Raw genomic sequence first — 13043 nt, forward strand, 5'->3', positions numbered from 1 at the left:
ATCAATGCCTGTAATGATTACAGAGCATAGCTTAGAGCTTTTCTTAGTGCCATTCCGTATTAGATGACTTAAGGCATTACTTGAAACTCTACAAACCCAAAGCAGACCGCGAAGGCTATCTTTTTTGTGGTCGCTGGGAGCGTGGTCATTTGCATGAAGATTATGCATCGCTGATTTTTCGCCAAGCATGTCAGAGGGTAGATATTGAAGGAGCTAGTACTCACAGTTGCCGCCGCACAGCACTTACTTTAATGAGCAATGCTGGCATCCCTTTACGGGTGATTCAGGAGATCAGCGGACACCGCAACTTGGAGCAACTGCAAAATTACCTGGAGGTGGAACCTTCACAGGTTAAAGGGGCGATCGCTGCCTTGTCGATGCTGACACCAGTTACAAGGAGTAGCGCTCAAGATGACAACATAACTAGCGATAACACTCAGTTGCTTACAGACCAATAGATCGGGAAATATAGATTAGCTGATCTAAACGCAAAACTATATTGCCAACGCCCCCAAGGCTCAAATCTAGGCTGAGCAGATGACTTGAGCAATTTTACTCCACTTGACCCCAGTCGCATCAAATTGCTACCGAGAAATGGGTAGAAAAACTGCTTAACTTTCATCCGATTTTCAATTCCTCAATTAGCCGTTCGCCCCCTCCATAGGCAACACTTCTTCACTGAGCAAGGTGTAAAATTGCGGTACTAACTCCTCTAGCCGTCGCAGTTGCTGGGCTGCTGTTTCTTCCAGTAACAGCACCGCACACCAGCGCAAATCTGTACTCCAGCGCTTAAGGATACCCTTGACTGCCTCCACTCCCTGGTGAATACCATCCCTCAACATCTGGGCACAGGCTTGAACGAGAGAGCGGTCACCATTATTTGGATCAAAATCCGTAGTATCCACCCCCTCACAATGGGGATTTCCTATACCAATATCGGGGGGGTGGATACCAAACAATTCGCAATTTCCAGTTCGCTGCTTTTCGCAGTTAAAACAATTGCGAAAAGCAGCGAAAAGCCGCGAGTTGCGAATTGCCTAGCGCGTTTCTGCTCCCGATGAGCAATTACATGAAGTGCAAACACCAATTCCCCTTTCGCCAGAGAATAAATCTTTACCTGTTCCCCACGAGGCCCTTCTTTGCGATTTGCCAGCTTCAATCCCAACTGCTCGACCAGAGTGGCAAGTAACCAAATAGGCTGACAGTCGGCAGGAACCGTAAACCCAAGAATCGCCTTGATATGAGCAGCACACTGAATGGCAATCTCTGTCATTCTCACCAATTGAGGATCGTCGGCGGTAATTTCCTCTCCCTTCACTAAACGCTTCAATATATCATGCAGTCCTAGATTGAATCGCGCTAACCAACGAGCTGAATAATTCCCCCAGTCCATAGATAAGGGTAATTTGTCTCGTTCGGAGCGGTCTTTATCCGCAACAATCTTGGGTGGGGAAGGGTATTCCCTATTGCTTTGGGGATCGACAACAGTACCACCTGGTTCTGATAATATAGCTTCCATAGACGCGATCGCCCGAATCAACTTCTCCACCAATTCCTCACTCACCTCCATCCCATAAGAGTCTCGAATCCGAAATTTCTCACATTCATAGACTTCTTCAGGTTTCAAGTAATCTTTGCTCTTACGAGCGCGATACTCACTTGCAGAAATATCATTAGACTTAGCAACAGCACTGTTGTAAGGAGGGTAACAGCAGCGCGATCGCCAAATCAACCTGACAACTCACCCCATCCACTGTACCCAATCGGGAACAGCTGCAAGTCCCTTGACCAAACTTTAGAGCGTCAACGTTCTCAAACTCCAGAATCACGCTCAAATAATATCAATTCAAATATTTATCGAGGGTGCTGCTAAGTTATTCATAGGGTTTAACACCGACCATTGTTTCTATTAACTTGCTTTGCTTAAAGAGCATGACAACGGGAATACCACGAATGCCAACATACCGATCTTTGCAATGAGCTTAATTGCTATTAGGATAAAATCAGGTATTGACAACGATACGGATGACACCACAAGACGCACGAAAATATGCAGCAGCTACCGAGCGCAACCGCGAACCAATTTTAGAAATACTTTTAAAGGTATTACCTGAGAGTGGTATGGTTTTGGAGATTGCTAGTGGTACAGGTGAACACGCAGTTTATTTTGCGGACAAGCTCAGAGAGGGAGGCGCTCATCTTAATTAGCCTAGAAATGCAAGTATTCAACGGCACTGTTCTAACTCATCTACTCACAGCAAAATTCTATGTCCTGCCAACATCTCAATGAACTAACTCTGGAAAACCTGATTCACAAAGCCAACTATCCCGTGTTTCGTTGTGAGGATTGTATTCGGCTCAATGAGCGTTGGGTGCATCTGCGTATTTGCCAGACCTGTGGTAAGATGCTGTGCTGCGACTCTTCCAAAAATCAACATGCACGCCGTCATTATGAACGGACTGGACATCCCGTTATTAGTTCAGCAGAATTAGGAGAAGAATGGCTGTGGTGTTTTGTAGATGAGCAACAGAAGAATTATTGATAAATTGGTTTGAGCTAACAACCCAAAAACTCACCTTATCCACTGCACCCAATCGGGCGCAATTGCAATCAGTTGACCAAACTTGGTCGGATCTATATCCTCGAACGAGAGCATTACACAAAGAGCGATGAGCGCTCTTTGTGTACTGAGTAATTCTTTAAACAACTGCACCCAACTCAAGATTGAATGATTAGGATACTTGACGCAATATGTATGTTGGGTTATCATTCAACCATATGGTTGAATCAAATGTTGCTCTTGACATGGTTTTTGGCGCTCTGGCCGATGCAACACGCAGAGATATTCTCAAGCGTGTATCGAAAAGGGGACACACGATCAGTGAATTAGCAAAACCATATGCGATGTCTTTCAATTAAGTAAATTGGCCTGTCAAAAGACCGATTATGTTTGGAAACACTCGCGGGTTCTGGGGTGTAGGGGGAAGAACTAGCCCCAACAAGGGAGCGATGCTCCAAAGTTAGATCGGGTTTTAATTCTCAATTAAAACAAGTTTTCTGCTCAAAATCCGTCAAGATGAAAGCCTCTTTCTAAGTTCGGCTTCCACGGCTTCACCACCTTTTACAACCACTCCTGGTTTTTCTCTCATTAATGATAAAAAATGCTGAAATGCTTCTTCATCTTGGGGATGGGTTTTGATGTATTGTTTTAATTTATCGTATGACAGACTTAAATAATCGCTCATCGGATCAATACCTCTCCACTGCTAAGTATTTCTACTTCAATTGTTTGTCCTACCAAAACAGCTATTCTTTTGTTTCTCTCATCGTATCTAACTAATTCTATATTTTGTAGAAGGTTGCTAGTACGAACGCAAAAATCAAAGAATGCTTTGAGTTGTTCGATGGTTGGTTCCATTATCGTCTTCAAATAGGTGTTTTTCGATGTTTTTGTCCATGAATTTTTGGCTCTTCGGTAAGTGTTATGCTGAAACACTCGTTAAGGTACTGAGAAACCCTTTAACCGCATTAACTTGATGGCATCAGTCGTCCGCTGGCACTTGGAACTCGGTAGTGAGGTCGTAGCCCAAATCGCAGATGCCAAAAACTACGACTTTCTCTGGACTTACGGCGTGCTGGTTGAGTCGCTCAAGTTCGAGTGCTTGAGGTCGTATTTCATCGAAGAGGATAGGCCAGACGACGACCCGGCCATCGAGGCGCTGTGCAACGAGGTACAATCGCGTGGCGGGTTCACCGCCGCGCGACTTCCAGACAGGGCAGGTGCATTCCAACTTTCGGCTCAACCAACGTGGGGATTGTGTGTGGTTCCGCATCGGGTAACGGTGAGCTGGTCGTTAGCTACCATTCGCATCTATACCTGCACCAGAATAATTCCACTTCCAGGTTAAAGCAGAAGGGTTTGAGGACTTCCAATCATCAATCCAGATGTGGCGACGAGTACTGTAGCTCCTAGCACTAAATGTTTCATCAGGTTGTTAATACGTATACTTGTAGCAGCTAAAGAACTAATTGTATTTACCAAAAGTCATGTTCAATAAGAGCGGAACCAACTAGAAAATCAAAATTCCCTCCACCTCTACTTTTGTTCAGTGTTTCAATTATTTTTTTGGAGTTATCGTCGGGCCACTAACATAACACGAATCTGGCTTCTATTAGTATCCTTCAGTGAACTACTCGCTCCCTACACCGTAACTAACCAATCGCACCCCACAGCCCGACAACCGTCCCCAAAGCTCACCCAGACTTGCCACTGTCCCAAATAGGAGTTCCATATTGGCTCACCATCAGCAACCCCAATAGCTTCACCAACTTTAGCGACTAACTCAGTGTAGAACCGACCAGCACTTTCTAACCCTTGCCGCAGCTTCAGTCTCAATCCCTTCCACCCGACAGCAGTTTCATTTAATGTTTGGGGAATATCGGGTAATGTTGTGTCAGTGATGCATGTTGGTATATCTATATTATTAGTGACTGACACCGAACAATTCGCAATGACGCTCGAGGACTCGCTACCGCTTCGCTAACGCAATTCGCAATTGTTTTAGGAGCAGTCTTGATGAGATACCGATGCTGTAGCGCGATCGCCTTCAACTCCTGCATCCTCTCATCAGAACCCCTCAACTGTTCCCCAGACGCGATCAACTGCAATAAGTTAAGTTTCTCCAACAATAAAGACACCACTCAACATCTGCCCCTTGTTAAAGTCGGGCTTCCAAATCGAATTCTCCCCAGCCTCAGCCTGTGCCTTGGCTCGTTTGGCATCACGTTTTGTCAAAAACTCCCGCCCCAGTGTCAGATAATAGTGCAGCCGCAGTTGAGGATACCACCCATCATCGTCCTTTTCTACTAATTCGGGTGTCACTTCAACTTCATAACGCCGGGACAATTCAGCCTTGCGCTGCTGATGTCGTTCAATAGGAGTTTTCGCACGTTTGTCTTGCAACTTCTTCAATTCGGCATCAGACACCTCAACAGAATTAGCGATCGCCTGACATTCAGTAGCATATAATTCCTTAGAGGCTTCTTTAACTGACTTGATGATTTCTCCACCCTCATCATCTTCTACGTCTTCTGCATCAATCACCGTATAGCCATCCGCAACCAATCCCTCAATCACAGACTCTCGATAGCGCCTCATTTCGGTATTAATTACACAGCCACGTTTCCCCCAGGTCTGTAATGACTCCGGCTGAAAGTTCTGGTCGATAAAACTGTAGTCACAATTGTCAGCTGGCGACAACAGAGCAATGTTAGCCTGTGTGGCAACGTGTTGACTCCGCAATAATCCTCCGATTGAGGTTGAACCATTACCCACAGTACCCATACCGTACTTGCTAACCCAAACGTGACGCTCAACAGTTTCGCGTAATCGTGCTAACATCTGCCGTACAGAATTAACAGGTTGCACTCCCTGGAAAATCCCCCACACTGCATCAAAATGTCCCTTGATGTCAATTGATACACCAGTTTCTAGACTGGGAGAGGCTATTACTAAATCATACTGTGTGAGAATTTCATTGAGATGGGCAATACACCCACAAGCCGGATGGGTGGGGTCAGCCACAGAACCACTGTCAATTCGTAGAATCTTAATGTGTGGGAATTTACGACGAAAACGTTCTTCTAGCGCCTGGGTTCCCCATTTAGATTTAGCTTTCTGAGCAGAACAGCATAATAAATAGTATCCTCCAGTGGCGATCGCCTTATCAAGAGCAGCAATCAAATTCTTGGGGTTATTGCCAGAATAGTTGTAGCACTTGCCAGACTGGGGCTGATAGTTATTTACAATCACAAACGGATTGACGCGATATTCTCCTGCCAAAGAAAGAACGTACTTGACATCGGTATCTGACAAGTCGGCAGAAGATAAGTAAATCTTTCCCTGATTGCTACCCAAGACATTCTGAATCAAAGATTTGAGGTTTTTGAGGATAGAGACACGTCGCTTTTGGACTTCTGTCCCAGAGTTGAGCAAATGCCAGAAAACTTGGTCGCACTCGTCAATAATAATGACATCATTTGACCAGTCGTTAGGGTTGACATGAGCTTGACTTTGTTGATGCAACGAGTCTACACAGACACCGTAGCCCAACAAATCGCCAGTTTCATTTGTGCGAACTTCAGTGACATAGTTAACACCGAAGCGATCGCACAATGCCTCACCCAATTGAATGCGATGGGTAATGATGAGTACCCGCAGCCCCTGGTCGTGTGCTTTGGCAACCTCATGGGTTAACCACTGAGTTTTGCCCGTGCCTTTGGGAGCTTTGAGGACAATTAGTTTTTCGCCAATAGGAGCAATTAGCCCTTCTAAGAATCGTTGGTTGAGTGCGATTGATGGCGGGTAGGTCAACAAAGTGAACAGCTTAATCTCCCATAACTCCAATGCTTCGGCAGTATTGTAGATAGCGTGAAAGGCATCTTGACCTTGAGCAACAATAAAATCATCAACTCCCTTTTCTGGCCCTGGTAAGTCTAGAACTCGAAGTGAACAACCTCAGCAACCAACAGCCGACCCATACGACTGATGGCAGTTCTCACCCGTTGAACAGTCTCCGGCTTGGTATCGCGGTCAAAGCAGATGTTGACAATTCTCCCCTGTGTTGCGAAATGCTTCAAGTCGGGAATTAGGTATGGTTTACCATTGGCTGTACCGTACTCATCAGTGGGTGTGCGATAGCCAGCGTTCACCCCAGGAATTGCGATCGCGGCATAACCAGCAGTGAGTAACGCCCCTGCTTTTTTAACCCCTTCGACAATTGTGACTGGCACATTATGCCGCCAAACCCAATGCCAGAAACCACCCGGATGTTCTAAATCTTCTTGGGTGATAGGAATACCACTACGATTTGAAACTTTCACCCAAATGCGATTCGGTACTAAGAGAAAGAAAGCTCGTGTTTCTTCTCTATATGGATGTTCGTACTTGATGAATTTGTGGATCTTCTGGCGATCGCGTCGGGGATGGTCGGGTTTGAAGCAACCCCAGATCATCAATTTGTAGTTGTTGAGGGGGTCAACGCCACTGCACCACCAGCCGCCTAGTTCAATGTGCTGGTATTTCTTTAAGTCCCTGTCTCGTAGCCGCCCGTCGTTACGGCGGGAGATGTTAGGGCTGTACAACAGATATTCGTATGGTACGTTACTGTCTAGCGATCGCACATTCAGATCAATCAATTCTTCGTCAACGCCACTATTTAACCATTCTGTTAAATGATGAGATTCAAGATTAGTCGCTGTTATAGTCATATTTCCTCCAGTAATAGGCGCATGAAAAAGTAAGCAGGTATGGAGGCATACCGCTTTGGAATACTCAAAAAATAGGCACTGGTTAAAAACCGTTAAAAGAAGTTCAGGACTTGTTGCGATCGCTTGTAAAGGGATTTAGTAGTACACCTGAACTAAGGCACTCAGATATTACACTATTTGGAAAAATTTAGTTGGAACTCAAAACAGAGCAACTGGCAATGTCAGAAATTTATTTGCCCCCAATGTGTGGACGAAAGGTTAGATTGATTCTCGTGGTAACAAACTTGCTCGTCTTGGGAACTTGATGCAGATGGGTGGACTGACAGCCTCTTTGCATCACGAGCAGGCTCCCGTGTTCCAACCAAAAATCAGTAGGCTTTTTCCCTATAGGTTTGATTTGGAATTTACGAACCGACCCCAGGCTCACTGATGCGATCACTGGCTCAAGCCCCATCGATGCCTCATTATCAGAGTGCCAGCCGATACCGTCTTGACCGCTCCTGTACTGATTGCCGATTACGATGCGGAAGCTGTACCCAGTAGCAGCGGTAATCTTGTCACGTAAATTGGCCAGTGGTTCTGTCCAAGGCAGGGGTTTGAGTAGTACGCTTTTAGAGTAGAGGTAATCACAGCCCTCATCCCCATACATCAACTCCAAACGAGGAACGGGCATAGTTTTCCCCAGCATTTTTATTTGGTTTTGTTTCCATTGCAGCCCAAGGCAGTGCTGATACAATTCGTTGGCCTCTTGTTTGCTCAAGAAATCTGGGTAGTAAGTGACTGGTAAAGCCGGGGTTAGTTCATTAAAAAGGGACATCTGAATCGTCATTTTCTTGTTCTCCTTGGGATAAAAGTTGGTGTAATGCCTTTTGTTTTGCTAGTTCTAAGCGCTGCTGTTCTTGGGGTGAGGTTTCGCCAACCAATTGTTCTACTTCCGCCCATTGTCGTTGCTTCAACTGTTCGGTGGTGGTAGCAGGTAACGCCAGGGGTTCATCTTGTCCATGTTGAGACGGACGAAAGCGACGGCGGCGGTACAAAAAGCGGAAATGTCGTTTGTCCTGTGGGGGTAGCTTCCGCCAGATTTCGATATCCCAACCGGGGGGCATGAAGTCGGCTGTTTGAGGCAGTAGATTTTGGATTTGGGCTTGGAGGTCAGCGTTAGCGGAGCTTAACGAAGTTATCGCCTGTTGTATAGCAGGGATAGCTTGGAGTAATGCCAACTGCTCTGCACTGAGAGTTTGTGGTGAATAACCAGTTTGCGACCAGATGAATACCCGCAGTCCTGCCCTGGCAATCATCCGATAATTGTTGAGGGCGACTTGCTTACCTTTGTATTTCCTTGCATCAACTGCGTAGTATTCCAGAATAGTGTGACAAAGTTCGTCAATCACGAACAAGCTATTTTGACTGTCGTTCGTTTCCAACCTCAAACGTTTACCAGCAAATGGTTTTAGCGTTTCTGGAAGGTGATTCGTTTCCGGGTCAGAATTCTCAATTTGTGTTAGCAGATTAGAAATGGCAGAGCTAGATCCTTCGGCTAGTCCACAGAAATTGGATAAAGCTCTCACCGTCATTCCACTGACCCCATCACTACTACGGGTACAAAATCCCAATTCGTCTTTAATTTGAAACGTGAGTGAATTCATACTTTCTCCCAGTTTTTGATGTGTGAAGCGATCGCATGTCAACGTGATTAATGCTTTGGTTATTTTTTAAACGGTTAATTACTGAAAAACATTCATGCCACCGCCCGTACCAAATCTTGTTGACTGACATAACTAAAGCGACTCGCTGCTGTGATCGGCTTGCCCAACAAAGGAGACATGCATTCGATGAGATAAAACCAATGATCGTTCTGCTGCTCAATCCCCAGAACTATGCGATGGTTTGGTCGATCGCCAGCAGTACTCAGCATCACTCTTTGTGTCAACACGAATTCAGGTTTAGCCAGAGTGTGAGCTTGTAGCCTACCCGTACCAATGAAATCGCATCCCCAGGCAGAAATGATTTCGTTGTCCGTAGCAATTGCATACATCCATCTGTCTTTGTGCCAATGGATACCGCAGCAATAACCAAATGTTCTGGAATTCTTGAGGTAGACTCTTTCAAAAAGATTGACCTCAAGGGGAGGGATTTGATTACCCCAAGGTGGGGACATATACCAACAAGTTTCGAGGATAGTGATTTGGTCAATCATGAGTTTTTTTGTTGTTGAGATAGAATCTGTTTCAATCGGTCAAACACGAGTGCAGCGCATTGAGGAACAATCGCGTTACCCAGAGCCATCAGTTGTTGTTTATGTTGTCTTCTGACGGCAAGGTATTGTGCATAGAGTTGGCCATATTCTCGTTGGCAAAAGAGCGTAAGCGCTGCAACTTCTCTACGACTGAGCCGACTGAAGCCGGGGATTGTGGCAGCACACAGCCAATCTGTAAGTCCTGTGTGGGTAAGGAGACATCCACCCAGCCCTGTGGGAAACCCATCATCGCCTCCACTAGATGTACATTGAGCGATCGCCCCATATTCAACTGAGGGGATTTGTTTCGGTTCCCTTGAATGTTGTCGCTGCAATCTGTTTGTTGAGGAGTTACCAACATCACCGCCGCCGACAGATGCAGCGTTTGTCCACTCTTTCTCGTACTGACTCCAGGATGTTCCCCGTCTTGAGCTTTGTGAGTTGGTAGCAATAATCCAGATTCGTTCTCTTTTATGAATGGCTCCCACGGAGGCAGCCGAAACAATTCCCCACTGTACATCAAACCCGCTCTGGGCAAACTCCCAGAGTACACCACTGAAAAATTCACCTCCCTCAGCAACGAGCAGTCCGGGTACATTTTCAACAACTGCCCACTGCGGTCGAATCTCGCAAAGGATTCTAAAGAACTCTCCGAACAGATTGCGATCGTCTTTTGATGCTTTTTGTTTTCCCGCAAGGCTGAAGGGAGGGCAGGGGAGTCCGGCGATGATGCCATCAACTTCTGTAACTCCGACTCTGGTAAGAGACTCAGTTGTAATGTCATGCATGTCGGGAATAATTGGAACTTGTGGAAAGCGCAGATTTAGAACTTGTTGGCAGTAAGAGTTAATCTCGCAAAATGCCACGGTTTCAAAACCGCCGCTGATTGTGTGACCAAGGGTGAAACCGCCAATACCAGAGCAGAGATCAAGGACTTTTTGGGTTTCAAGGGGAGTAATTTGTTCGCTCATCCTTTTCTCCCCACTAAATAATTAATGGCTTCGGAATCAAGAGATGCAATCCGTTTTTTAATTTGATGTGGTGGATTTTCTAGAAACTGTTTGAGATGCCCAGTCCTAACTTCGTAATACTTAGGAGAACGATTATCCGCCTTGAGCCAGCCGCGATTAATCCAGAGGCGTACAATTGATAAATTTAGACGAAGAATACTGGCGATTTGATGACAAGTATAATTGCTATAATCAGTCAAAATTTTAGCCATAAAACCTCTCCAAAACTTGATGCACAGAGAAGATTTAAAAATTAGAATTCAGGGGTCAGAAAAACTTTGAGATTCTTTGCTTATTTCCTACCCCCGCCTTCTTTCTTAACTTCAAGCCACCCCAGTTTTTACTGTTGCTAGCTGCTGCATCCATATCTTGATTGCTGTTAACTCATCAGTTCCATTAACAACAGCTTCAATAACCTGCTTTTGATATGAAGACTCTGCATAGTTGGGATGCTCACACTTGTCTGCTGCCCAAGCCAAACACATCGACTTGATAAGTTCATTCACCTTGGTAATATTAAGTAAGCTTGGACGTTCAACATCTTGAAACTGCAACCACTCTTTAACTAAATCCAATGGATAATCAAGTAAAGTACGAATATTTCTTATTCGTAAATCTTGTGGGTGGATTGATTGATTTACTCCACTAAGTTTCGGCGTTGGTGGAATAGTTGAGGATGTACCACCTAAAAGAGATTGGATGTCATGGATGATGCTTGCCCAGTCTACATCTTTATTCCATTCCCTTTTAATCTTAGTTTTGGTTGCAGCATCGTAAAGATTGCAGAAGACCGTGTTTTCTTCACCAGCAGTAGCAGCAATAATCAGGGGTTTATCAAAGTCTTGGACTAATGATGCAGCCAAAAGAAAGCTTTTAGCGAAGTTGGTTTCTAGCCCAGTTCTAATAACATAAAGTTCATCAGCGCTGACAACAATATCTAACTTCAGATTGTCCTTACCCTTTAATTCTCTAGTTGTCAATCGCAACTCTAATAAATATCCTGTTAACCCTCTTTGTTGTACAGGGATAGTTCTATCCTTATCGATGTCGTAGCGATACCAGAGATATGATTCCCCGCCTAATTCAGCGTTCTTGACATAGAGATAGATGGGTTCTGGTGGATTGCAAAGACCTAGTTTGATTTCAGTATTCATAGTTAATGAAGTGTGGAATAATGAGGTTTATGTAGCAATAGCAATCGCCCTACTAACGACACAATTGAAGGCGATTGCTTTTGTACTAAGCACAAGTCTCTGATTCAGTTCCAGTCTTTTGATTGCCGTCTAGTTCACATTGCAAATAAGACAGTGCAGTTTGAGCATCACCAATTGTCAAGTCAGGATGATAGTTAATAGCCTTGAAATCAGGATGTCTGTCAATCTCGCTGAGGATAAATTTTGCAGCAGCAACCAAAGTATGCAGATTGGGATGAGGCATTTTTCATTACTCCTAATTCTTATGTTTAATTCAACAATCTTCAGCAATCTCTAACAAAAAACCGCACCCGGTATTCTGTATCTGCACCAGTTTTTTATCTAACAAATACTGAATAATTGAATTAGTGAACTGAACGCGATGCAGAGGTGCTTTACCCCCGTTTTTATGCAGAGAGCGTAGTAATAGGGATGAGGAGAAAATACTGAAGTTATTCCAGCATTGGGTGGTTATATTTGAAACTAGTACGCTATTGGATAGGTAATGAGTGGGCTTAGATGCCCACTGTTTCCCTACGCCGCGACTAATTCGGGTACTGGTTCATAATTCTGTAATTGCTGCCAATCCAAGGTGGTCAGTTGGTCAAATGGCAGGTCTAACAGTTGTTCGCAGTCGGTTAACTCAGACACCATCGACAGCAACCGCACTGCGTCAAAAACTGAGTCAGAGTACTGCTGGTGGGCAGAATTACCCCGAATCACCCACCAGTTCCCGTTCGTGTAACCGACTTGTCCCAGCTTCACGCCGTTTTGGTAAATCCCGTCGTCGAGGATTTCAAACCCGTACTTCTGGCACTCATTGAAGATATGCGCCATGATTCGATTCTCGGAGGTGCAAGGTGTTGCTTGTTGTTCTTGCACTGGCAATGTGCCGTCTTTGTAGTGAGTGCAGATGTAGCGATGACAGCGCATTGGGGTGGTGGCACGAAATACTTCTTTATCGTTGACCATAACTACCCAGCGTTGCGTTAAGTGGGTGTCATCATGGGTTATGGAAGCGATTAGTTTGCTATTTGCGTAAATCTCATAATCGAAAGAGGAGATTTCTACAGTCGTAAGTTCTTTAACTTCAATCTTGGCGTTAACCTTAGTATCTGTGGTGTTCTCAGCTTCAGTCTTAAGTTCAGTGGCATCAGTGACTTTTTCAAGCTGGGCGGATTGGTGATTAATGATTGCGTTTACCCAAGTCTCAGCCACTCTCTTGTCCCCGGTGGGTGTAACGCCTAGTTCACTGGCAATTCTTTTGAGGTGAGGGAGGGTGTAACGGGAGAGTGCTTGCTGTGAATAGGTTTGATAGGTCATAATAGAATTTC

At 45.0% G+C, this 13043-nt stretch carries 17 protein-coding genes and 1 pseudogene; 3 read left to right on the forward strand and 15 right to left on the reverse strand.

Annotated features, from left to right (window positions below; genetic code table 11):
- The first annotated feature begins 80 nt into the window (after window positions 1-80).
- On the forward strand, window positions 81-458 hold the full coding sequence (locus AC5JMF_RS02940; RefSeq protein ID WP_495794231.1) for a tyrosine-type recombinase/integrase: 378 nt from the start codon (window positions 81-83) through the stop codon (window positions 456-458).
- Window positions 459-641: 183 nt separating this feature from the next.
- Here AC5JMF_RS02940 and AC5JMF_RS02945 read toward each other — a convergent pair whose 3' ends face one another.
- Window positions 642-905, reverse strand: a complete 264-nt coding sequence (locus tag AC5JMF_RS02945) for a hypothetical protein (protein WP_495794232.1) — start codon at window positions 903-905, stop codon at window positions 642-644.
- A gap of 20 nt (window positions 906-925) precedes the next feature.
- Window positions 926-1732: a hypothetical protein gene (locus tag AC5JMF_RS02950; RefSeq protein ID WP_495794233.1), complete on the reverse strand. Its 807-nt coding sequence runs from the start codon at window positions 1730-1732 to the stop codon at window positions 926-928.
- 293 nt (window positions 1733-2025) lie between these two features.
- Here AC5JMF_RS02950 and AC5JMF_RS02955 point away from each other — a divergent pair.
- Both AC5JMF_RS02955 and AC5JMF_RS02960 read left to right on the forward strand, forming a co-directional pair.
- A pseudogene (locus AC5JMF_RS02955) lies at window positions 2026-2181 on the forward strand (DUF938 domain-containing protein); the annotation flags it as partial.
- 86 nt (window positions 2182-2267) lie between these two features.
- The gene (locus AC5JMF_RS02960) at window positions 2268-2543 is read left to right on the forward strand and encodes a UBP-type zinc finger domain-containing protein (protein WP_495794234.1); all 276 of its coding nucleotides are present in this window, start codon (window positions 2268-2270) and stop codon (window positions 2541-2543) included.
- Between the two features lie 529 nt (window positions 2544-3072).
- Here the strand turns inward: AC5JMF_RS02960 and AC5JMF_RS02965 are convergent.
- The 13 genes from AC5JMF_RS02965 to AC5JMF_RS03025 all read right to left on the reverse strand — a co-directional run bounded on the left by AC5JMF_RS02965 (window position 3073) and on the right by AC5JMF_RS03025 (window position 13032).
- Window positions 3073-3246, reverse strand: coding sequence for a DUF6887 family protein (locus AC5JMF_RS02965; protein ID WP_495794235.1), 174 nt, complete (start codon window positions 3244-3246; stop codon window positions 3073-3075).
- Entirely contained in the window at window positions 3243-3419 is a 177-nt protein-coding gene (locus AC5JMF_RS02970; RefSeq protein ID WP_495794236.1) for a DUF6888 family protein, read from the reverse strand. The genes AC5JMF_RS02965 and AC5JMF_RS02970 overlap by 4 nt, the downstream gene beginning before the upstream one ends.
- Before the next feature lie 783 nt (window positions 3420-4202).
- Window positions 4203-4499 carry a hypothetical protein gene (locus tag AC5JMF_RS02975; protein ID WP_495794237.1) on the reverse strand — a complete coding sequence of 99 codons (297 nt, stop codon included), beginning with the start codon at window positions 4497-4499 and terminating at the stop codon, window positions 4203-4205.
- 174 nt (window positions 4500-4673) lie between these two features.
- The gene (locus AC5JMF_RS02980; protein ID WP_495794238.1) at window positions 4674-6377 is read right to left on the reverse strand and encodes a plasmid replication protein, CyRepA1 family; all 1704 of its coding nucleotides are present in this window, start codon (window positions 6375-6377) and stop codon (window positions 4674-4676) included.
- Between the two features lie 119 nt (window positions 6378-6496).
- Window positions 6497-7270, reverse strand: a complete 774-nt coding sequence (locus AC5JMF_RS02985) for a DUF3854 domain-containing protein (RefSeq protein WP_495794239.1) — start codon at window positions 7268-7270, stop codon at window positions 6497-6499.
- Window positions 7271-7499: 229 nt separating this feature from the next.
- Window positions 7500-8099: an alpha-ketoglutarate-dependent dioxygenase AlkB family protein gene (locus AC5JMF_RS02990; RefSeq protein ID WP_495794240.1), complete on the reverse strand. Its 600-nt coding sequence runs from the start codon at window positions 8097-8099 to the stop codon at window positions 7500-7502.
- A complete protein-coding gene (locus tag AC5JMF_RS02995) occupies window positions 8074-8916 on the reverse strand; it encodes a hypothetical protein (RefSeq protein WP_495794241.1) in 843 nt (280 codons plus the stop codon). Before AC5JMF_RS02995 ends, AC5JMF_RS02990 begins: the two co-directional genes overlap by 26 nt.
- A 92-nt stretch (window positions 8917-9008) precedes the next feature.
- A complete protein-coding gene (locus AC5JMF_RS03000; RefSeq protein WP_495794242.1) occupies window positions 9009-9467 on the reverse strand; it encodes a DUF1392 family protein in 459 nt (152 codons plus the stop codon).
- Window positions 9464-10477, reverse strand: a complete 1014-nt coding sequence (locus AC5JMF_RS03005) for a DNA cytosine methyltransferase (protein ID WP_495794243.1) — start codon at window positions 10475-10477, stop codon at window positions 9464-9466. Before AC5JMF_RS03005 ends, AC5JMF_RS03000 begins: the two co-directional genes overlap by 4 nt.
- A complete protein-coding gene (locus tag AC5JMF_RS03010; RefSeq protein ID WP_495794244.1) occupies window positions 10474-10728 on the reverse strand; it encodes a hypothetical protein in 255 nt (84 codons plus the stop codon). The genes AC5JMF_RS03005 and AC5JMF_RS03010 overlap by 4 nt, the downstream gene beginning before the upstream one ends.
- 111 nt (window positions 10729-10839) lie before the next feature.
- Complete coding sequence (locus AC5JMF_RS03015; RefSeq protein WP_495794245.1) at window positions 10840-11670, reverse strand: hypothetical protein; 831 nt, start codon at window positions 11668-11670, stop codon at window positions 10840-10842.
- An 85-nt stretch (window positions 11671-11755) separates the two neighbouring features.
- Window positions 11756-11953: a hypothetical protein gene (locus AC5JMF_RS03020; RefSeq protein ID WP_495794246.1), complete on the reverse strand. Its 198-nt coding sequence runs from the start codon at window positions 11951-11953 to the stop codon at window positions 11756-11758.
- Between the two features lie 290 nt (window positions 11954-12243).
- Window positions 12244-13032 carry a hypothetical protein gene (locus AC5JMF_RS03025; protein ID WP_495794247.1) on the reverse strand — a complete coding sequence of 263 codons (789 nt, stop codon included), beginning with the start codon at window positions 13030-13032 and terminating at the stop codon, window positions 12244-12246.
- Window positions 13033-13043: the final 11 nt, after the last annotated feature.

The organism is Desmonostoc vinosum, assembly GCF_059505385.1.